Source organism: Streptomyces sp. NPDC014889, assembly GCF_043081205.1.
Classification (GTDB): Bacteria; Actinomycetota; Actinomycetes; order Streptomycetales; family Streptomycetaceae; genus Streptomyces.
In genome coordinates, this window is sequence record NZ_JBIBWH010000004.1 from 358,076 (window position 1) to 379,103 (window position 21,028).

Consider the following 21,028-nt stretch of genomic DNA (forward strand, 5'->3'; position numbering starts at 1 on the left):
CCTGCGTGTTCTTCGCCCCCGGGGATCGTCTGGCACGGATTGTCAGTGCCCGCCGCTAGCCTCTGTGAGGTGCCCGCCCGTATCACCGATCCCGAGCAGCTCAAGGAGCTCCTCGGGATTCCGTTCACCCCGGAGCAGACGGCCTGCATCGTCGCGCCGCCCGCCCCGCAGGTGATCGTGGCCGGCGCCGGCTCCGGCAAGACGACCGTGATGGCGGCCCGCGTGGTGTGGCTGGTCGGCACCGGGCAGGTCGCCCCCGAGCAGGTCCTCGGGCTGACCTTCACCAACAAGGCGGCCGGGGAGCTGGCCGAACGCGTCCGCAAGGCACTGATCAGGGCCGGCGTCACCGACCCCGAGGCCATCGACCCCGACAACCCGCCGGGCGAGCCGCTGATCTCCACCTACCACGCCTTCGCCGGCCGTCTCCTGAAGGACCACGGACTGCGCATCGGGCTCGAACCCAGCGCCCGCCTGCTCGCCGACGCCACCCGCTACCAGCTCGCCGCGCGGGTGCTGCGCGAGGCACCCGGCCCCTATCCGGCGCTGGCCCGCTCCTTCCCGGACCTGGTGAGCGACCTCCTGGCCCTCGACGCCGAGCTGTCCGAGCACCTCGTACGCCCGGAGGACCTGCGCGCCTGGGACACCGGGCTGCTGCGCACCCTGGAAGGCGCCAAGCTCACCAACGCCGACCTGCGCAAGGTCCCGGAGACCGCCGCCGCCCGCCGCGAACTGGCCGGACTGGTGCTCCGCTACCGGGCCGCCAAACGCGAGCGCGACCTGCTCGACTTCGGCGACCAGATCGCCCTGGCCGCACGGCTCGCCCGTCTGCCGGAGGTCGGCCGCGTCCTGCGCGAGGAGTTCCGGGTGGTCCTGCTCGACGAGTACCAGGACACCTCCGTCGCCCAGCGCATCCTGCTGGCCGGCCTCTTCGGCGACGGCACCGGCCATCCCGTCACCGCCGTCGGCGACCCCTGCCAGGCGATCTACGGCTGGCGCGGCGCCTCCGTCGCCAACCTCGACGACTTCCCCGAGCACTTCGCGCACGCCGACGGCCGCCCGGCCGCCCGCCAGGCCCTGAGCGAGAACCGCCGCAGCGGCGGGCGCCTCCTCGACCTCGCCAACGGCCTCGCCGAGCCCCTGCGCGCCATGCACGCGGGCGTGGAGGCCCTGCGCCCGGCCCCCGGCGCCGAACGGGACGGCCTGGTGCGCTGCGCCCTCCTGCCCACCCACGCCGAGGAGATCGACTGGATCGCCGGCTCCGTCGCCCACCTCGTGGCGACCGGGACGGCACCCGGCGAGATCGCCGTCCTGTGCCGTACGGCGACCGACTTCGCCGAGATCCAGGGCGCCCTGGTCGCCCGTGACGTCCCGGTCGAGGTGGTCGGCCTGTCCGGGCTGCTGCACCTGCCCGAGGTCGCCGACCTCGTCGCCGTCTGCGAGGTCCTCCAGGACCCCGGCGCCAACGCCGCGCTGGTACGGCTGCTGACCGGCCCGCGCTGGCGCATCGGCCCCCGCGACCTCGCGCTCCTGGGCCGACGGGCGAGACTGCTCGTCGCCCACGCGCGCATGGAGACCGCCGACGACCCCGACAGCCGGCTCGCCGAGGCCGTCGAGGGCGTCGACCCGGCCGAGGTGATCTCGCTCGCGGACGCCCTCGACACCTTCCTCGAAACACCCCTGGACAGTGCGGAGGACGACGACCGGCTGCCGTTCTCCCCGGACGCGCGCGTGCGGTTCGCCCGGCTCGCCGCCGAACTGCGCGACCTGCGGCGTTCGCTGTCCGACCCGCTGATGGACGTGCTGCACCGCGTCCTGGCGGTCACCGGTCTGGAAGTGGAGCTGTCGGCCTCCCCGCACGCCCTGGCCGCCCGCCGCCGCGAGACCCTGGCGAACTTCCTGGACATCGCCGCGTCCTTCGCCGCGAACGAGAGCGAGGCCAGTCTGCTGGCCTTCCTCGGCTTCCTGCGGACCGCCGCCCAGTACGAGAAGGGCCTCGACAACGCGCTGCCCGGCGGCGAGAACACCGTGAAGGTGCTCACCGCGCACAGGTCCAAGGGCCTGGAGTGGGACGTCGTGGCCGTCCCCGGCCTGGTCACCGGCACCTTCCCCAGCGGGCAGGGCCGGGAGAAGTGGACCAGCCAGGGCAAGGTGCTGCCGCACGCCCTGCGCGGCGACGCCGACACCCTCCCCGACATCGGCGACTGGGACGCGCGCGGCATGAAGGCCTTCCACGAGGCCATGAAGGACCACCAGCACACCGAGGAGCTCCGCCTCGGCTACGTCACCTTCACCCGCCCCCGCTCCCTGCTCCTCGGCTCGGGCCACTGGTGGGGCCCGAGCCAGAAGCGGCCCCGTGGCCCGTCCGCGTTCCTTCAGGCCCTCCACGACCACTGCGCCGCCGGCCACGGCGAGATCGAGGCATGGGCGGACGAGCCCGGCGAGGACGACGAGAACCCGGCCCTGTACCGGGCCACCGCCGACCAGGTGTGGCCGCTGCCCCTGGACGAGGCCGCCCTGGCCCGCCGCCGCGAGGCCGCGGCGATCGTCCTCGCCCACCTGGACGACCTCGCCACCGGCGCGAACGGCCACCCGCAGGCCACCCACGACCCCGCGTCCCACGACGCCCCCGACTGGCCCGCGCCACCGCAGGACGACGCACTGCCGTACGACGACGTACCGCCCTTCGGCGAGGACAACCCCTTCGAGCAGGACGACCCCTTCGAGGGCGAGGATCCCTTCGAAGAGGACGACCCCTTCGAGGGGCACACCGGCGACTGGGACTCCTGGAGCGGCGACCGCCCGACCGTCCCGCACCAGGCGGCCCCGCCCGACGACCACGCCGCGCCCCTGCCCTCGTCCGATCACCACGCCGCGCCCCCGCCCCCGCGCGAGCACCCGGCACAGACCGGACCGGACCGTGAACCCGGTTCCGGTCCCCTCACTCCGGAGGAGGCCCGCGCGGTCGCCTCCTGGGACCGCGATCTCGAAGCGCTGACCGGAGAGCTCCGGCGTGCCCGGCAGACCGTCACCGACGTACCCCTGCCGACGACCCTGACCGCGTCGCAGTTGCTGCACCTGGCGGCCGACCCCGACGGGTTCGCGCGGGAACTCGCGCGCCCCATGCCGCGCCCCCCGCAACCGGCCGCACGCCGGGGCACCCGTTTTCACGCCTGGGTGGAAACCCGCTTCGAAGAGTTGACGCTGCCCATGCTGGAGCCCGAGGAGCTGCCCGGCGACGACGCCGAGATCGCCGACGAACGCGACCTCGAAGCACTGAAGGAGGCCTTCGAACGCACCCCGTACGCCCACCGCACGCCCCACCGCGTCGAAGCGCCGTTCCAGCTCGCCCTCGCAGGCCGTGTCGTCCGGGGCCGCATCGACGCCGTCTACAAGGAGGGCGACGGCGAGCGGACGACGTACGAGATCGTGGACTGGAAGACGCACCGCTCCCGCACCGCGGACCCGCTCCAGCTCGCCGTGTACCGGCTGGCCTGGGCCGAACAGCGCGGCGTCCCCCTGGACCGTGTCACGGCCGCGTTCGTCTACGTGCGCACCGGCGAGGTGGTACGGCACGACGACCTCCCGGGCCGCGCCGAGCTGGAACGGCTGCTGACGGAGGAGCCGAAGGCCGGGCCACAGTGTGACGAACCGCCCGAACAGGAAGCCACCGCGGGCCGATAGGCTCGGAGCCATGAGCCAGACCCCGGACAGCGCCGTCCGCGCGTACATCGAGCAGCACCGCACCGCCTTCCTCGACGATCTCGCCGAATGGCTGCGTATCCCGTCCGTGTCGGCCCAGCCCGACCACGCGCCCGATGTACGGCGCAGCGCCGACTGGCTCGCCCGCAAGCTCCAGGAGACGGGTTTCACCACCACCGAGGTCTGGCCGACCGCGGGCGCACCCGCCGTCTTCGCCGAGTGGCGCTCCGGCGACCCCGAGGCCCCCACGGTCCTCGTCTACGGCCACCACGACGTCCAGCCCGCCGCCCGTGAGGACGGCTGGGACAGCGAGCCCTTCGAGCCCGTCGTCCGCGAGGGCCGCCTCTACGCGCGCGGGGCGGCCGACGACAAGGGCCAGGTGTTCTTCCACACACTCGGCGTCCGCGCCCACCTCGCCGCCACCGGCCGCACCGCCCCGGCCGTCAACCTGAAACTGCTGATCGAGGGTGAGGAGGAGTCCGGCTCCCCGCACTTCCGGACGCTCGTCGAACAGCACGCGGAGCGCCTGGCCGCCGACGCGGTGATCGTCTCCGACACCGGCATGTGGTCCGCCGACACCCCCACGGTGTGCACCGGGATGCGCGGCCTCGCCGAGTGCGAGATCCGGCTGTACGGACCGGACCAGGACATCCACTCCGGATCCTTCGGCGGCGCGGTGCCCAACCCGGCGACCGCCGCCGCCCGCCTCGTCGCCGCCCTGCACGACGAGCACGCGCGCGTGGCCGTCCCCGGCTTCTACGACGGCATCGTGGAACTCACCGACCGGGAGCGCCGGCTCTTCGCCGAGCTGCCCTTCGCCGAGGAACAGTGGCTGCGCACCGCCAAGTCGTACGCCACCCACGGCGAGGCCGGATACTCCACCCTCGAGCGCATCTGGGCCCGCCCCACCGCCGAGGTCAACGGCATCGGCGGCGGTTACCAGGGCCCCGGCAGCAAGACGATCATCCCCTCCACGGCGACGGTCAAGCTGTCGTTCCGCCTGGTCGCCGGCCAGGACCCCGACCAGATCGAGAAGGCCGTCCGTGCCTGGGCCGCCGAGCAGGTGCCCGCGGGGATACGGCACGAGATCGTGTTCGGCGGGGCCACGCGCCCGTGCCTGACGCCGCTAAACCACCCGGCCCTGCAGTCCGTGGTCCGCGCCATGGGCCGCGCCTTCGAGACCCCCGTCCGCTTCACGCGCGAGGGCGGCTCGGGCCCGGCCGCCGATCTCCAGGAGGTGCTCGGCGCACCCGTACTCTTCCTGGGCATCTCCGTCCCCTCCGACGGCTGGCACGCACCGAACGAGAAGGTCGAGCTCGACCTCCTGCTCAAGGGCGTCGAGACCAGCGCGTACCTGTGGGGCGACCTCGCGGAGCACTGGCACGATGCGCCCTGAGGGCCACCGGCCCGGGCGGTCTCGTGCCGGGCGCACACTGGTAAGGCCGTCGCGCGCTCCCAGGCTCCGCCGGACGCGTACGCCTCCTGTCGCACGTCCCGCTGAACCGCCGCCGAAACAACCGTTGCACCGGGGGAGTTGGAAGCACCCGTGACCACCTGGACCGACCACACCGCAGACCGACCCATCTCGCTCACCGCGCCCAGCGGCATCGACCGGGCCGCCCACCACCGGCTCGACGAGGCCTGGCTCGCCGCGGCATGGAGCCACCCCTCGACGCGCTGCTTCGTGGTCTCCGGCGGTCAGGCCCTGATCGACGAGACCCCCGACGGCCGGACCGAACTGGTCACGACGCCCTCCTTCGAGGCCCCCCTGACCGAGGCGCACCGCTACTTCCTCGGCAGGGACGCGGAGGGCGTCAGCTACTTCGCCCTGCAGAAGGACTCCCTGCCCGGCCGCATGGACCAGTCCGCCCGCCCGGCCGGCCTGCGCGAGGCCGGCCTGCTCCTCTCTCCCCGGGACGCCGGCCTGCTGGCGCACGCGGTGGCCCTGGAGAACTGGCAGCGGCTGCACCGCTTCTGCTCCCGCTGCGGCGAGCGCACCGTGATCGCCGCGGCCGGACACATCCGCCGCTGCCCGGCCTGCGGCGCCGAGCACTACCCGCGCACCGACCCCGCCGTGATCATGGCGGTCACCGACGACGAGGACCGCATCCTGCTCGGCCGCCAGGTGCACTGGCCCGAGGGCCGCTTCTCCACGCTCGCCGGCTTCGTCGAGCCAGGGGAGTCCATCGAGCAGGCGGTGCGCCGCGAGGTCCACGAGGAGGTGGGCGTCGCCGTCGGCCAGGTCGAGTACGTCGCCAGTCAGCCCTGGCCGTTCCCCTCCAGCCTCATGCTGGGCTTCATGGCGCACGCCACTTCGACCCGTATCGACGTGGACGGTGACGAGATCCACGAGGCCCGCTGGTTCTCCCGCGAGGAACTACGCGCGGCCTTCGAGTCCGGCGATGTCCTGCCGCCCTACGGCATCTCCATCGCGGCCCGGCTGATCGAACTCTGGTACGGCAAGCCGCTGCCCACGAGGAGCGCTGCCTGAGACAACGCGAAGGCGGCCTCCCCGGAATCCCGGGGAGGCCGCCTTCGCGTTGTCCGTCGTGCTCCGCGCCGCGGTCAGGCGCCGACCTTCTCCTTGACCTGGGCCAGCGAAGGGTTCGTGAGGGTCGAGCCGTCCTCGAAGAGCACGGTGGGAACCGTCTGGTTTCCGCCATTGGCCTTCTCGACGAAGGCCGCGGACTCCGGGTCCTGCTCGATGTTGATCTCGGTGTACGCGATGCCCTCGCGGTCCATCTGGCCCTTCAGCCGACGGCAGTAGCCGCACCACGTGGTGCTGTACATCGTCACAGTGCCCGGCATGTCTCTCGCGCTCCTTCGGCGGCTCGGGGACGTATTCGTCGCTGGGGAGGAACGTACGCCATCGCTCCGGCATTCCCACCGGGGGTATCCGTGCGACGTGACGTGCCGCATCGTGACGCGCGGCACTGGGGACGGGCGGCGCGAGGTCGCACGGGATCAGTACGACCACCGGACCAGTACGACCGCCGGCGGCTGCCTGTGGACAACCGGCTCATGCGTCCCGGAGGGACCTGGCAGCATGGCTGTGTGACAGCAGCAACGCACTCCCCGCTCTTCCCCGGGGTCCCCGACTCCGCCGACGCGGTGCTCGACGGGCTCGACCCCGAGCAGCGCGAGGTGGCCACCTCCCTGCACGGGCCGGTGTGCGTCCTGGCGGGCGCAGGCACGGGCAAGACCCGGGCGATCACCCACCGCATCGCCTACGGGGTGCGCGCGGGCGTCCTCCAGCCCTCCAGCGTGCTCGCCGTCACCTTCACCAACCGTGCCGCGGGGGAGATGCGCGGCCGGCTGCGCCAGCTCGGCGCGCAGGGCGTGCAGGCCCGCACCTTCCACTCCGCCGCCCTTCGGCAGTTGCAGTACTTCTGGCCGAAAGCGATCGGTGGAGCCATGCCCCGGCTCGTCGACCGCAAGATCCAGCTCGTCGTGGACGCGGCCGCCGCCTGCCGCATCCGCCTCGACCGCAACGAGCTGCGGGACGTCACCGCGGAGATCGAGTGGTCCAAGGTCACCCAGACCGTCCCGGCCGACTACGCTGCCGCGGCCGCGAAGGAGGGCCGCACCGCCCCCCGCGACCCGGCCGAGATCGCCCAGCTGTACTCGGTGTACGAGGACCTCAAGCGGGACCGCTCGGTCATCGACTTCGAGGACGTCCTGCTGCTGACCGTGGCCATCCTTCAGGACCGGGCCGACGTCGCCGAACAGGTCCGCGCCCAGTACCAGCACTTCGTGGTGGACGAGTACCAGGACGTCTCCCCGCTCCAGCAGCGCCTGCTGGAGTTGTGGCTGGGCGACCGCGACAGCCTGTGCGTCGTCGGCGACGCCAGCCAGACGATCTATTCCTTCACCGGGGCGACCCCCGACCACCTGCTCGACTTCCGCACCCGTCACCCCGGCGCCACCGTCGTCAAGCTGGTCCGCGACTACCGGTCCACCCCGCAGGTCGTCCACCTCGCCAACGGACTGCTCGCCCAGGCCCGGGGCAGGGCCGCCGACCACCGGCTGGAACTGGTCTCCCAGCGCGCCCCCGGCCCCGAGCCCGCCTACACCGAGTACGCCGACGAGCCCGCCGAGGCCGAGGGGGCCGCCCACCGCATCCACGAGCTCATCGCCTCCGGCGTCCCGGCGAGCGAGATCGCCGTACTGTTCCGGACGAACGCCCAGTCCGAGACCTACGAGCAGGCCCTCGCCGACGTCGGAGTGCCCTACCAGCTGCGCGGCGCCGAGCGCTTCTTCGACCGGCCCGAGGTCCGCAAGGCAAGCGTCGCGCTGCGCGCCGCGGCCCGCTTCGGCGGCAACGACTCCCTCCTCGACGACGCCGTCGACCTGCCCTCGCAGGTGCGTGCCGTGCTCTCGGGGGAGGGCTGGACCCCGCAGCCGCCGGCCGGCTCCGGCGCGGTCAGGGAACGCTGGGAGTCGCTGGCCGCCCTGGTGAACCTCGCGCGGGACTTCGCCGCCTCCCGGCAGGGCGCGACGCTCGGCGGCCTCGTGGCGGAACTCGACGAGCGGGCGAACGCCCAGCACGCCCCCACGGTCCAGGGCGTCACCCTCGCCTCCCTGCACTCGGCCAAGGGCCTCGAGTGGGACGTCGTCTTCCTGGTCGGCGTCGCCGAGGGCATGATCCCCATCACCTACGCCCGGACGGACGAACAGGTCGAGGAGGAACGCCGCCTCCTCTATGTGGGTGTCACCCGCGCCCGCGAACGGCTGCACGTCTCCTGGTCGCTGTCCCGCTCGCCCGGCGGCCGTCCGAGCCGCCGTCCCAGCCGCTTCCTCGACGGCCTGCGCCCCGGCTCGGCCGGCGCCGCGGGCCGCGCCGCGCCCGGCGGCCCCGGGGGCATCGAGCGCGGCTTCACCACAGCCGCCGGGACGCCGGGGACACCCGCCCCGCGGCGCACACAGCGCACCCCCGCCCGCTGCCGGGTCTGCGGTCGCACGCTCACCGACGCCGGCGAGATGAAGCTGATGCGCTGCGAGGGCTGCCCCTCCGACATGGACGAGGGCCTGTACGAGCGGCTGCGTGAATGGCGGGCGGTCCAGGCGGGGCGCAGCGGGCAGCCCGCCTTCTGCGTCTTCACCGACAAGACGTTGATGGCCATCGCCGAGGCCGTCCCGGACGACGAGCGCGAACTGGCGCGCATCCCCGGAGTGGGGATGCGCAAGCTCCGCCGGTACGGATCGGACGTTCTCGAGCTCTGCGCAGGCCGGGAGCCCGCGGGGGAGACGACCGGGGACTGACCGAGTACTGAGGGGAACTCGTCGAAAAAATAGTTTGCGCACCCGCCGTCCGTCCCCATAGGTTCTTGGTCACGGGAACGGTGGCCTTCCTGAGGCCCCGATTCCGTGTTGTACTTGCATATCCGTACGGACTGGTTCACCCCAGTCCCCCAGACGCCGAGAGGAGGCGAGTCCAGTGATCAGCATCAACAGCAGCTCCATCAGCAACGTCAAAATGACCGATCGCTCGGTCGCCTCCCTGTGCATGCTCGGCGCCTTCAACCAGGGCACCGGTCTGTCCGGCATCGCTGCCGTGCGTCCGGCGTCCTTTGCGTCCCTCGCGGGTCTTCCCATCCGTGAGCGCGACGAGCGACCGACCGAGGCACTGGAAGCAGTAGCGGCACAGGCACAGGCCTATGCCGTTGAGGCGGCCGGTGCCGGTAACCGGGAGCAGATGCAGCACCACCTGACGTGGGCCTTCCGTGGGCCAGACCCCTGGAGTGATCCAGCCTGATCGCCGATCAGGCCGGCGCCTTCAGGGCCGCGGAACCCCACCCGGGATCCGCGGCCCTTCTGTTTTCCCCGAACGGGGACAGCGGAGCGAAGGGGCCTCGGGACAAGACAAGAACCCGGTAGCCGGCCGACACCCGGCCGACCGGCCGACCCGACCAGACGAGGAAGACGAACCGTGCAACTCGAAGCGCACGCCCCGTCCGTACCGCCTTCCGACACGATCCCCAAGCCAGGTCTCACGGAGGACCCCGCCTTGACCGCGCTCACCCCGCTCACCCCGCTCACCGCGCTCACCGCGCTCGACGACGCCATCGAGAACCTCGGCGTGCCCGTCCCGTGCCGCTCCTACGACCCGGAGGTCTTCTTCGCCGAGTCGCCGGCGGACGTGGAGTACGCCAAGTCCCTCTGCCGCACCTGCCCGCTGATGGAGGCTTGCCTCGCCGGCGCCAAGGAGCGGCGGGAGCCGTGGGGCGTCTGGGGTGGCGAGCTGTTCGTCCAAGGTGTCGTCGTCGCCCGGAAGCGGCCGCGTGGCCGCCCGCGGAAGAACCCGGTCACGGCATGAACACCGCAGGAACGATCGACCGCCCCCGCACGCACGACCCCCAGAAGCAGGCCCCGATGAAGCCGTCCGCCAGTGAGCCCGCAGGCTCCGCGACCGAAGACGTCACCACCACCGGCGCGAACGAATCGCGTCAGAACAGGAACCGAGAGATGCAACTCATCCAAGAAGCGCTGGCCCGTGCGCATATGCACGAGCGGCTGCACGAGGCGGAGCGGGAACGCGGGGCCCTGCGCCTGGTGGCCGCCCGCCGGATGCAGCGTCGCGCCGAGCGCGCCTCGCTGCGTGCCCGCCGCGCGCTCGCCATGGCAGTGATGCACTGACCATCAAGTCTGTTCCACACCGCCAGGCGGTGGCCTCCCGGCCCGGGAGGCCGGAACTCTCCCCGCGGGGGCCGGTCCGTCCGCACGGACCGGCCCCCGCGGTGCGTTGTCCCCGTCGATCCGCGGCCCGGCGGTATGGTCACGGGGTGACGAGTCTTCCCGGAGGCACGAACCACGCAAGCGCGGGCCACGCGGGCACGGCGCACGGCGGCACGGACCGTGGCGGCGCTAGTGCCGAGCGTCCCGCCCTGGTGTGCGCGCGGTGCGGCACCCCGGCCGAGGGGGTCCCGCCCACCTGGACCTGCTCCGTGGAGAACGGAGCCCGGCGCTACTTCTGCGACGCCTGCTCCCGCGAGAACCTCCGCTCGATCGAGGGGCGCCTGGACTCCGCCTGGTGGTAGGCCCCCCGGCGGCCCCCCTCGACGCTCACATCAGCGCTCACGCCTCGGCGGCCGCCTGCTCGTCGTCCGGTCCCTCGTCGTCCGGCACCTCGGCCTCAGGACGGGAGGCGAAACCGGGCAGCCACTCCTCCAGCTCCTCCCGCAGCCGTACCGCGGCTCCCAACTGGCACAGCACACCGATCGTGCTCAGCGTGACCCGGTGGATGAGCAGGTACGACGGGGGCAGATTGAGCTGCTTGCCCAGTTGGTAGGCGGGGGAGCGGGGGTCGGCGATCCGGGCCGCCTGACTGCGCATCCAGCCACGGGTGAAGGTGAACTCCTCCACCTGGGCCGGTTCGATGATCGGCAGGAGGTAGTCGAGCACGGCCTCCGGGTCCAGCTCGATGGACTCCTTCACGAAGCCCTCCGTGCGGAGCATCTCGTAGACGGCGTCCGCCTCTCCGTCCAGCGCCATGCGCAGCGCCGCGCCGATGGTCGGCGGCAGGCCGCCGGGGAGGCGGTCGACGGTGCCGAAGTCCAGGACGCCCAGACGCCAGTCGTCCTCGCCGTCCGGTCCGCCGGGCAGGAGACGGAAGTTTCCGGGGTGCGGGTCGGCGTGCAGCAGGCCGGTGCGGGCCGGACCGGAGAACAGGAAGCGGGCCAGCAACTGGCCGGCGCGGTCGCGCTGGGCCGGGGTGCCGTCCGCGATCACCTCGGACAGCGGGACACCGTCCATCCACTCGGTGACCAGGACCTGGTCGCGCTGGTGGACGACCGCCGGGACGACGACATCCGGGTCGTCGGTGAACTCCTCGGCGTGAGCCTGCTGGGCCTGCGCCTCCAGTCCGTAGTCCAGTTCCTCGGAGACGCGGTCCTTGAGCTCGGCGATCAGCGGCTTGATGTCCACGCCGGGAACCAGCGGCCCCAGCAGACGGGCGAACCGGCTCAACTGGGTCAGATCGGACACCAGGGCCTCACCGGCGCCGGGGTACTGCACCTTGACCGCGACCTCGCGGCCGTCGTGCCACACCGCCCGGTGCACCTGCCCGATGGAGGCCGCCGCGGCCGGCTTGTCCTCGAACTCCTCGAACAGCTCACGCCAGTGCTCGCCGAGGCGCTCCTCCAGTACGGAGTGCACCGTGCGCGTCGGCATCGGAGGCGCCGCTTCCTGGAGCTTGGTCAGCGCGACCCGGTAGGGGCCTGCGACCTCCTCGGGCAGCGCCGACTCGAAGACGGACAGCGCCTGCCCGAACTTCATCGCCCCGCCCTTGAGCTCACCCAGCACCTTGAACAACTGATCGGCGGTGCGTTGCTGCAGCTCGCGGCCGACCAGGTCGGCGGACTCACCGACGATCCGTTTGCCGAGTCCCCAGGTCGCCCTCCCGGCGAAACCCAACGGGAGCGCGGCGAGCTTGGCGGTCCGGGTGACCGCCTTCCGGGGAAGATCAGACATGCGCCCTCCAAGTCCCAGCCCGCCGCGCCGCGTCTGCCCGACGGCAGGGCGTCGATGACGGCCGTTGCTCAGCCATTGTCGCGCGTGCTTCCCCGTTCTCTGAGGCCTGCTCCCTCTCGGGTTTCCCGGCCGCGCCGCACGGACAGGACGGATGCGGCCACACCGGACGCGCGCGCCAGTGCAGGCCGGGCAGGGAGACCTCCCAACGGGCGCCTGTGCTGGAGGGCGAGTCCCCGTCCAGGAAGGCGAGCGCGTGCGCGGCCGACAGGGCGGCCACGGTCGCGGAGAGAGCGAGATCACACGGACGCACGTGCCGTGGCCGGCCCGAGCGCCACTGCGCCACCAGACGCGGCCAGGTCCCGTCCCGGTCCGTGCGCCCCTGGTGCAGGCAGCCGGCGCAGCCGGTCTCCCCGGGCAGGACGAGCGGGCCCACGACGCCCGTGCCCTCCACCACCCCGGCGTACAGATGAGGGGTGCCGGACTCGACCAGGCCGGTGGCCGCGGACGGGTCGGGCGCGTGCACGGCGATGTCGTCCCGCGGGGCCAGGACCACCAGGGAGAATCCCCGCTCCTCCGGCTCGGACGGCGTCCGGGGGGTGCGGCGGGCCGGACGGTCCGGGGCCGCCGCGCGTACCGCCCGCCGCGCAGCGGCGTCCCGGCGCTCGCCGACGGCCTCGGCGGACAGCCCGCCCGGGGCGACGTCCCACGGCTCCACACAGCCGCCGTCCCGCACGTCGACCTCGCCGATCCCCGCCCCGGACAGCAGCGCGGCCAGGACGGCGCCCACCCGGCCCGCGCCCTTGACCTGCACACGCGCCTCACCTCTGGCGGCGAGGCGCGCCATCGCCTCGCCCGGTTCTCGTGTGGTCAGGGAGAGGGAGGCCAGATCGGGCCCCAGCCGTTTCATGGCCTCCTTCCGCGCGCGCAGCGCGTCGGCCGCCGCGCCGCCGCCCCGGGCGTCGTCCAGGAGTCCGGCCTGGGCCAGTCGCTCCACCAGGCGGTCGACATGGCCGTCGGGCAGGTCCATGCGGCGGGCCTCCTCGCGCAGCAGCGGCAGCCCGCGCGTGCCGTTCAGCAGGTCCAGGAAACTGCCCGTCGCCGTGTCCAGCGGGCCCAGTGTCATCGCGTGCGCGGGAGTCATCCCGAACTGCACGGTGCCGAGATCACGCCAGCCGCGCCTGAGCGCGGGCTTCACCATCGGATGCATGTGCGAGCCCCCGTAGCCAGAAGAAGGGAAGAAGGAAGGAAGAGGGAAGAGGGGGAGGGAAGAGCGAGGAATGCAAGAATGCCCGTCCCGGAGCGGACGTGCCGAAAGTTGTCCACAGGCAGTGGATATTCGTCGTACGAATCGGGCCCTCAGTCGAGCACCCTCGGCGGAGATCGGCACGGAACCGTTCCCGGGCCGGGACTTCCGGTCCGTGCACCCGGTAACGTCGGAGCGTGTCCGCCGACCCACTGCACCGTGCCGGAAAGCCACAGCGCGGCAAGACGAGCCGGCCTCCGGACGCCGCGGCGGCGAGCGAGATCGAGGTCCGCAGGAGCGCCCGGCGCCGCCGGACGGTCTCCGCGTACCGCGAGGGCGGTCGCACCGTCGTGCTCATCCCCGCCCGGATGTCCGAGGCGGAGGAGCGGCGCTGGGTGACCGTCATGCTCGACAAGCTGGCCGCCCAGGAGAGCCGGCGGACGCTCGGCGACACGGAGCTGGCCGAACGTGCCGAGCGGTTGTCAGCCCAGTACTTCGACGGCCGCGCCCGGCCCGCCTCGGTCCGCTGGGTCACCAACCAGAACACGCGCTGGGGCTCGTGCACCCCGGCGGAGGGCAGCATCCGTCTCTCCCACCGCCTCCAGGGGATGCCGGAGTACGTCGTCGACTACGTGCTGCTGCACGAGCTGGCCCATCTGCTCGTTCCTGGGCACGGGCCCGACTTCTGGCGGCTGCTGGAGGCGTACCCGCGCACCGAGCGGGCCCGGGGCTATCTGGAAGGCGTGGCCGCGGCCGCGCGGCTGCCGCATCCGCCGGGGGCACGCGGCGAGTGACGGGGCCGCCCGAGGCTGTCCGGTACCGCCGGACTGTGTTTGTGTACCGGGTCTGCACCGACTTCGTCCGGTGTCGGAGTTTGCCGTTAGCCTGGCGCGACGCACTCGCTTCGGGACGGGGGACGGTCGTTACGCATGCCCAGGGAATTCCAGCGCGGCCACAAGGCCAGGATCAGTGACCTGACCGCGGGCACGGATCTGTACGTAGGCGTGCAGATCTCGGCGCCCGGACTGACCGTCGACATCAGCTGCTTCGGGCTCGACGCCGACGAACGTCTCTCGGACGACCGCTACTTCGTCTTCTTCAACCAGCCGAAGTCCCCCGAGGAGTCCATCCAGCTGCTGGGCGCCCAGGCGGGCGACACGGAGTCCTTCCGGGTCACCCTGGACAAGATCCCGTCGCACATCCGGAAGCTGTCGTTCACGGCCGCCGTCGACGGCGCCGGGCAGATGTCGCAGATCGACTCCGGGTACCTGCGCATCGTGGCGGGCGGCGAGGAGGTGGCCCGGTACGCGTTCGACGGTTCGGAGTTCTCCACCGAACGTGCCGTGATGCTGGGTGACTTCTACGTCAAGGACGTATGGCGGTTCGCGGCCGTCGGGCAGGGCTTCGACGGGGGCCTGGAGGCGCTGCTGAAGAACTTCGGCGGCGAGGTCCTGGAAGAAGAGGAACAGGCAGGGGAGGACCCCGCCGCGGGCCAGGACCCGCAGCCCGGTGCCGCCCCCGGCTTCGCCCCGCCCGCCCGGGCCACCGCGCCCCCGGGGTTCGCCGTCCCCTCAGGGCCGGCCACCCCGGCTCCGACCCCGCCCGCGCCCGCGCCACCCCCGGCCGCACCCATACCCGCCCCGGCCGCCCACCCGTCCCCGCCCGCGGCGCCCGTGCCCTCACCCCCTGCCGCCGGCTTCCCGCCGCCCCTGGGAGCGACCCCGCCACCTCCGCCTCCGCCCCCGGCGCCGGGCCCCGCGCCCTCGGTGCACGCCGCGCCGACGATCATCGCCCCCCTGATCCCGCCCGGCGGCCCCGTCCCGCCGCCCGCACCGGCACCCGCCCCCTACGGGCAGCCGCCGTACGGTCAGGCGCACGGCCAGACCCCGCCCCCCGCCCAGTACCACGCACACCAGACCCCGCCCCCGCCCCCCGGCTACGGTCACCAGCCGCCGTTCGGCCAGGCCCCCGGACAGCCCGCGCCCTACGGAGTGCCGCAGACCGCTCCCCAGGCCGCCGGGGTGTCCGCCGCGCTGAACCTGTACAAGGAGGCGCCCACCGGACGGCGCTGGACCCTGCAGAACAGCAAGCTGATCCGCGCCGACCTCGGCACGGAGGGCGGCCGGCCCGTGCTGGCCCGGCAGGGCAGCATGGTGCTCTACCAGGGCAAGGTCGACTTCACCTACAAGGGCGCCGGCTTCGCGGGCCGGATCACGGCCAATGTCACGGGCCAGGAGATGCAGCTGATGCGCTGCACCGGCCAGGGCCAGGTGTTCTTCGCCGAGAACTCCACCCATCTGCACCCGGTCGAGCTCCAGGGCGACGCGATCTGCGTCTCCGCCGAGAACGTCCTCGCCTTCGACGAGACCCTGGAGTACGAGGTCCGCCGCGTCGAGGGGCACGGCATTCCCGGCGGCGCCCTGTTCACCATGCAGTTCCAGGGCACCGGCACGATCGTCGTCAAGACGCACGGCGCCCCGGTCGTTCTGCCCGTGACGCCGACGACATTCGTCGACTCCAACGCCGTGGTCGCCTGGTCGGCCGCCGCCCAGGTGATCGTCTCCAGCCAGGTGCGGATGCGCCGCAACGCCTACCCGGGCGACACGGGAGAGGGCGTCAACCTCCAGTTCCGCGCCGCCCCCGGCAGTTTCGTCGTCGTCCAGCCCTACGAGGTCTGAGGGAGCCCGTCATGAACCAGCCGCTCGCGGGTTACGCCCCCGCACCCGTCACCGCCCGCATGGAGAACCACGGCAGCCACATGCTGAAGGTCGCCATGCAGACCGGGAACGACCTCTTCGCGCGCGTGGGGTCGATGGTCGCCTACGAGGGCTTCATCCAGTACGAGCCCAGCCCGTCGGCCGTGCGCCAGATCGCGCGCGACTGGGTCACCGGCGAGGGCGCCCCCCTGATGAAGTGCTCCGGCGACGGCCTGCTGTACCTCGCCGACTACGGGGCCAACGTCGTCGTCATCAACCTGGGCGGTGACGCCATCTCCGTCAACGCCACCAACCTGCTGGCCTTCGACGCCGGACTGAGCTGGGGCGTCGAACGGGTCAAGGGGCTGGCGAAGTTCGCCGGGCAGGGCCTGTGGAACACCAGGATCTCCGGGCAGGGCTGGGTGGCGCTGACCTCCCGGGGCGAGCCGATCGTCGTCGACTGCGGCGAGGGCGAGAACGAGACCTACGTCGACCCGGACGCGCTGGTGGCCTGGTCGCCGAACCTGAAGGTGAAGGGCAAGCGCAGCTTCAGGGCGCAGTCCCTGATCGGCCGGGGCAGCGGCGAGGCCTACCAGATGGCCTTCTCCGGGCAGGGCATCGTCGTCGTACAGCCCAGCGAGGACAGCACCGACCGCCTGCGGATGCGCGGCTGAGGGGAAGACAGGAGACCATGCAGAGCCCGCTTTTCGCCTTCACCGAGGACCAGACGCAGGAGCGCTGGAGCCTGCAGAACAAGCAGATGCTGCGCGTCACCCTGGAGGGCCACGACGACATCCTCGCCCGCAAGGGCACGATGGTCGCCTACCAGGGACTGATCGAGTTCGACGCCGAGTACCAGAGCGGCGGTCAGGCACGCACGCGCGCGTACACCGGCGAGGGCCTGGACCTGATGCGCTGTCACGGACAGGGCGCGGTCTACCTCGCCAACCTCGCCCAGTACGTGCACATCATGGACGTCGAACAGGAGGGTCTGACCGTCGACAGCAGCTATGTGCTGGCGATGGACTCCTCGCTGTACCACGAGGCCGTCGCCGTCGACAGCATGTACGGCATCTCCGGCTCCGGGAAGTACCAGCTGAACATCACCGGCCACGGCAGAGTCGCCCTGATGACCTCGGGCGCGCCGCTGCTGATGCAGGTGACGCCGGACAAGTACGTCAACTGCGACGCCGACGCGATCGTCGCCTGGTCCACCGGACTGCGGGTGCAGATGCAGGCCCAGACGCACTCCAGCGGGGTGTGGCGGCGCCGCGGCAGCACCGGCGAGGGCTGGGAGCTCAGCTTCATGGGCAGCGGCTACGCGCTCGTCCAGCCCAGCGAGCTGCTGCCGCCGCAGAACGCGGTGATCGGGCAGGGCCTCGCCGCCCAGTTCGGCATGGGACAGCAGGGGGCGCGGGGGCAGAACCAGGGCAACGTCTGGGGCTGAGCCGGGACCGCGGGCAGGGGCGGCCACCACCGGTGGCCGTCCCTCGTACGGTCAGAGCCTGGCGCGCGTCGCCTCCAGCAGACGGACGACCGACTTGTCCGCCACGTCCGGCACCTCGTCGTAGGCGAACCAGCGCAGGTCCAGGGACTCCTCGCTGATGGCCGCGACCGCCCCGCTCGGTGCGAGCGCGGCGTACTGGACGTCGAGGTGCCAGGCGCACGGCGTGTGGTGGCGGTCGAGGCGGACGGGACCGCCGGCCAGCAGGGTCAGCCCCTCGATGCCCGACTCCTCGGTCGCCTCGCGCAGGGCGGCGCCCCCCAGCGTGGCGTCCCCCGGCTCGCAGTGGCCGCCCGTCTGCAGCCACATGCGGATCTTCCGGTGGAGGGTCAGCAGCACCCGGCCGCGCCCGGAGTCGACCACCAGGGCGCTCGCCGTGATGTGCCCGTCCGCGCAGGCCTTCCACAGGCCGTCCGGATGCGTCCGCAGGTGCTCCAGGTAGAGCGGGCGCAGATCCTCCTGGTCCCCGTACTCCCGCAGGACGAGGACCGCGTCGTCGTGGAGGCTCACTCGGCGTCGTCGCCCTTGTCGCCCTTTTCGGCGGTGCCGTCGTCGGCGTCGGCGTCGTTGCCGTGCTCGGTCTTCTTGTGCAGGTCCGGCTTGGGCGTCGCACCGCCCGCCGCCTCGCCGAGCATCCTGTCCAGCTCGGAGAAGTCCATGTGCTCGCGGTGCACGAAACCGTCCGGGTCGTCCAGGTCGGCTGCGGTCGGCAGCATGTCCGGGTGCGCCCACAGGCCGTCGCGGCCCTCCACCCCGCGGGCGTCGGTGAGCGAGGCCCACAGACGGGAGGCGTCCCGCAGGCGGCGCGGGCGCAGCTCGAGACCGATCAGCGTGGCGAACGTCTGCTCGGCCGGGCCGCCCGAGGCGCGGCGGCGGCGCAGCGTCTCGCGCAGCGCGTCGGCGGACGACAGACGGGGCTTGGCCGCCGCGTGCACCACGGCGTCCACCCAGCCCTCGACGAGGGCCAGAGCGGTCTCCAGCCGGGCCAGCGCGGCCTTCTGCTCCGGGGTGTCCTCCGGCTGGAACATGCCCTGCTGGAGGGCGTCCTGCAACTGCTCGGGGTTCTGCGGGTCGAACTGGCCGACCACGTCCTCCAGCTTGGCGGTGTCGACCTTGATCCCGCGCGCGTACCCGTCGACCGCGCCGAACAGGTGCGAGCGCAGCCACGGCACGTGCGTGAACAGGCGCTGGTGGGCGGCCTCGCGCAGGGCGAGGTACAGCCGCACCTCCTCCTTGGGCACGCCCAGGTCCTTGCCGAACGTCTCGATGTTCACCGGCAGCAGCGCCGCCTTGCCGGCCGGGCCGAGCGGCAGGCCGATGTCGGTCGAGCCGACGACCTCGCCGGCCAGCACGCCGACGGCCTGGCCGATCTGCGTGCCGAACATGGCGCCGCCCATGGAGCGCATCATGCCGATCAGCGGGCCGGCCATGGCCTGCATCTCCTCCGGCAGCACGTCGCCCATGGCGGTGCCGACCCGCTCGGCGACCGGGTCGACGAGTTCCTTCCAGGCCGGCAGGGTGGCCTCGACCCACTCCGCGCGGGACCACGCCACCGCGGAGCCGGCGCCGGACGGCAGGGACGTCACGTCGTCCAGCCACAGGTCGGCCAGCCGGACGGCGTCCTGGACCGCGGTGCGCTCGGCGGGGCCGACGCTGGAGTCCTTGGTGCCGTCGGAGGTGCCCTGGGAGACCGTCTGGCGGGCGATCTGCTTGGCCATGTCCCAGTTCACCGGGCCGCCCTCGTAGGAGAGCATCTGGCCGAGCTGCTGGAACGCCGCGCCCAGGTCGGTGGGGTTCAGCGAACCGAACATGGCTGCGAGCGGATTGTCGGCGCCGGGCCCGCCAAAGCCTCCGGCTCCGGGCAGTCCGAAACCGAACGGGTTGGCCGGTCCCTGCTCACCGCCGCTCTGCTGGTCCTTCTTCTTGCCCTCGTCGCCGTCGTCCGGCTCCTCCGGCGGAAGGCCGAATCCGAATGGGGTGTCACTCACGGGATTCCTCGGCTGGTAAGGCCACCGGTTCTCTCCGGCGGCGCGGCTGCCCGACAACACCACCCAGCGTAGACACCATGGGCGGTTCGGGCCTCGGTGCTTCGCCGACACAACGCCTGCGGCAGGATGGATGCCACCTGGTACGTACGCGTCATTCGCGCCCGTATGTGAAGACAACCGCTGGAGACGCCCGGTGAGTTCCCCAGATCCACAGGTTCGCGCAGCGCGAAACCAAGAGAACACTCCCGCCGCGCGCGGGCCCGTCGTCGCGGTCACCGGAGCCGCCCGCGGGGTCGGCGCGCTGCTCACCGAGCGGCTGGCCGAGTCCGCCGAGGTCAGGCAGGTCGTCGCCATCGACGAGCGGCGCGGGGAGTGCGCGGCGGCGCAGTGGCACATCCTCGACGTGCGGGATCCGGCGATCGCGGAGAAGCTGCGCGGCGCGGACGTCGTCGTGCACCTGGCGCTCGACCTCGACCTGGAGACCGACTCCGCCGCCCGGACGGCGTACAACGTCCGGGGGACGCAGACCGTGCTGACCGCGGCGGCCGCGGCCGGGGTGCACCGCGTGGTGCTGTGCACCTCCGCGATGGTCTACGGGGCGCTGCCGGACAACGAGCTGCCGCTGTCGGAGGACGCGGAGCTGAAGGCGACCGCCGAGGCCACCGGGGTCGGGGACCTGCTGGAGATCGAGCGGCTGGCGCGGCGCGCCCCGCGGGCGCACCCCGGCCTGAATGTCTCCGTGGTCCGGCCCGCGGTGCTGGTCGGGGGCACGGACACCGCGCTGACCAGGTACTTCGAGTCGCCGCGCCTGCTGGTCGTGGCCGGGTCGCGGCCCGCGTGGCAGTTCTGCCACGTGGAGGACCTGTGCAGCGCCCTGGAGTACGCCGTCCTGGAGAAGGTCGAGGGGGAGCTCGCCGTCGGGTGCGACGGATGGCTGGAGCAGGAGGAGGTCGAGGAGCTCAGCGGGATCCGCCGGATGGAGCTGCCGTCGGCGGTCGCGCTGGGGGCGGCGGCCCGGCTGCACCGGATCGGGCTGACCCCGTCCCCGGCGGGGGACCTGGCGTACACGATGTACCCCTGGGTGGTGAGCGGCAGCCGGCTGCACGACGCCGGGTGGCGGCCGCGGTGGACCAACGAGGAGGTCCTCGCGGCGCTGCTGGAGGAGGTGTCCGGGCGGCACACGGTCGCCGGGCGGCGGCTTGGCCGCAAGGACGCGACGGCGGCGGGCGCGGCCGGGGCGACGGTGGCCCTGCTCGGCGCGGCAGCGGTGGTCCGGCGGGCGCGGAAGGCACGCAGGCGCTGAGGGGCGGGCCGCGTGCCGCTCGGGACACGGCCGTCCGGGTATGAGCGGTCCCTGCGGGAGCCGGTCCCTGTAGGAGGCTCCGAACCCGCACGCGCGCGTGCCGGATGATCGCGCTGTTCCCCGTCC

The 21,028-nt window shown here is 72.8% G+C and carries 18 protein-coding genes; 13 read left to right on the forward strand and 5 right to left on the reverse strand.

What is annotated here, in order from left to right:
- Positions 1–69 precede the first annotated feature (69 nt).
- The 3 genes from ACF09J_RS10450 to nudC all read left to right on the forward strand — a co-directional run bounded on the left by ACF09J_RS10450 (position 70) and on the right by nudC (position 6,190).
- Entirely contained in the window at positions 70–3,681 is a 3,612-nt protein-coding gene (locus ACF09J_RS10450) for a UvrD-helicase domain-containing protein (protein ID WP_392304974.1), read from the forward strand.
- A gap of 10 nt (positions 3,682–3,691) precedes the next feature.
- On the forward strand, positions 3,692–5,095 hold the full coding sequence (locus ACF09J_RS10455; RefSeq protein WP_392304975.1) for a dipeptidase: 1,404 nt from the start codon (positions 3,692–3,694) through the stop codon (positions 5,093–5,095).
- Between the two features lie 150 nt (positions 5,096–5,245).
- Positions 5,246–6,190 (forward strand): NAD(+) diphosphatase, encoded by a 945-nt coding sequence (gene nudC, locus ACF09J_RS10460; protein ID WP_392304976.1) that lies wholly within the window; start codon positions 5,246–5,248, stop codon positions 6,188–6,190.
- A gap of 74 nt (positions 6,191–6,264) precedes the next feature.
- Here nudC and ACF09J_RS10465 read toward each other — a convergent pair whose 3' ends face one another.
- Positions 6,265–6,507: a mycoredoxin gene (locus tag ACF09J_RS10465; protein ID WP_392304977.1), complete on the reverse strand. Its 243-nt coding sequence runs from the start codon at positions 6,505–6,507 to the stop codon at positions 6,265–6,267.
- Between the two features lie 246 nt (positions 6,508–6,753).
- On the opposite strand from ACF09J_RS10465, the gene ACF09J_RS10470 reads away from it, so the two are divergent.
- The 5 genes from ACF09J_RS10470 to ACF09J_RS10490 all read left to right on the forward strand — a co-directional run bounded on the left by ACF09J_RS10470 (position 6,754) and on the right by ACF09J_RS10490 (position 10,736).
- Positions 6,754–8,961, forward strand: coding sequence for an ATP-dependent DNA helicase UvrD2 (locus ACF09J_RS10470; RefSeq protein WP_392304978.1), 2,208 nt, complete (start codon positions 6,754–6,756; stop codon positions 8,959–8,961).
- A gap of 175 nt (positions 8,962–9,136) precedes the next feature.
- The gene (locus ACF09J_RS10475) at positions 9,137–9,454 is read left to right on the forward strand and encodes a hypothetical protein (protein ID WP_392304979.1); all 318 of its coding nucleotides are present in this window, start codon (positions 9,137–9,139) and stop codon (positions 9,452–9,454) included.
- Between the two features lie 174 nt (positions 9,455–9,628).
- Complete coding sequence (locus ACF09J_RS10480; RefSeq protein ID WP_392304980.1) at positions 9,629–10,015, forward strand: WhiB family transcriptional regulator; 387 nt, start codon at positions 9,629–9,631, stop codon at positions 10,013–10,015.
- Positions 10,012–10,335: a hypothetical protein gene (locus ACF09J_RS10485; protein WP_392304981.1), complete on the forward strand. Its 324-nt coding sequence runs from the start codon at positions 10,012–10,014 to the stop codon at positions 10,333–10,335. Before ACF09J_RS10480 ends, ACF09J_RS10485 begins: the two co-directional genes overlap by 4 nt.
- Positions 10,336–10,481: 146 nt before the next feature.
- On the forward strand, positions 10,482–10,736 hold the full coding sequence (locus ACF09J_RS10490; RefSeq protein ID WP_392305121.1) for a hypothetical protein: 255 nt from the start codon (positions 10,482–10,484) through the stop codon (positions 10,734–10,736).
- Between the two features lie 37 nt (positions 10,737–10,773).
- Here the strand turns inward: ACF09J_RS10490 and ACF09J_RS10495 are convergent, their stop codons facing one another.
- Both ACF09J_RS10495 and ACF09J_RS10500 read right to left on the reverse strand, forming a co-directional pair.
- Positions 10,774–12,168: an ABC1 kinase family protein gene (locus tag ACF09J_RS10495; RefSeq protein ID WP_392304982.1), complete on the reverse strand. Its 1,395-nt coding sequence runs from the start codon at positions 12,166–12,168 to the stop codon at positions 10,774–10,776.
- Positions 12,161–13,375, reverse strand: coding sequence for a TOMM precursor leader peptide-binding protein (locus ACF09J_RS10500; protein WP_392304983.1), 1,215 nt, complete (start codon positions 13,373–13,375; stop codon positions 12,161–12,163). The genes ACF09J_RS10495 and ACF09J_RS10500 overlap by 8 nt, the downstream gene beginning before the upstream one ends.
- Positions 13,376–13,608: 233 nt before the next feature.
- Here ACF09J_RS10500 and ACF09J_RS10505 point away from each other — a divergent pair, with 233 nt between their 5' ends.
- From ACF09J_RS10505 to ACF09J_RS10520, 4 genes are all read left to right on the forward strand, one after another.
- Positions 13,609–14,205, forward strand: a complete 597-nt coding sequence (locus ACF09J_RS10505) for a M48 family metallopeptidase (RefSeq protein ID WP_392304984.1) — start codon at positions 13,609–13,611, stop codon at positions 14,203–14,205.
- A 135-nt stretch (positions 14,206–14,340) separates the two neighbouring features.
- On the forward strand, positions 14,341–16,089 hold the full coding sequence (locus ACF09J_RS10510) for a TerD family protein (RefSeq protein WP_392304985.1): 1,749 nt from the start codon (positions 14,341–14,343) through the stop codon (positions 16,087–16,089).
- A gap of 11 nt (positions 16,090–16,100) precedes the next feature.
- Positions 16,101–16,781 carry an AIM24 family protein gene (locus ACF09J_RS10515; RefSeq protein ID WP_392304986.1) on the forward strand — a complete coding sequence of 227 codons (681 nt, stop codon included), beginning with the start codon at positions 16,101–16,103 and terminating at the stop codon, positions 16,779–16,781.
- Between the two features lie 17 nt (positions 16,782–16,798).
- Entirely contained in the window at positions 16,799–17,554 is a 756-nt protein-coding gene (locus ACF09J_RS10520; protein WP_392304987.1) for an AIM24 family protein, read from the forward strand.
- A gap of 51 nt (positions 17,555–17,605) precedes the next feature.
- On the opposite strand, the gene ACF09J_RS10525 is transcribed toward ACF09J_RS10520, so the two are convergent.
- Both ACF09J_RS10525 and ACF09J_RS10530 read right to left on the reverse strand, forming a co-directional pair.
- Positions 17,606–18,121, reverse strand: a complete 516-nt coding sequence (locus tag ACF09J_RS10525) for an NUDIX hydrolase (protein ID WP_392304988.1) — start codon at positions 18,119–18,121, stop codon at positions 17,606–17,608.
- A complete protein-coding gene (locus ACF09J_RS10530) occupies positions 18,118–19,599 on the reverse strand; it encodes a zinc-dependent metalloprotease (RefSeq protein WP_392304989.1) in 1,482 nt (493 codons plus the stop codon). The genes ACF09J_RS10525 and ACF09J_RS10530 overlap by 4 nt, the downstream gene beginning before the upstream one ends.
- Before the next feature lie 193 nt (positions 19,600–19,792).
- Here ACF09J_RS10530 and ACF09J_RS10535 point away from each other — a divergent pair, with 193 nt between their 5' ends.
- Complete coding sequence (locus tag ACF09J_RS10535) at positions 19,793–20,902, forward strand: SDR family oxidoreductase (RefSeq protein WP_392304990.1); 1,110 nt, start codon at positions 19,793–19,795, stop codon at positions 20,900–20,902.
- Positions 20,903–21,028: the final 126 nt, after the last annotated feature.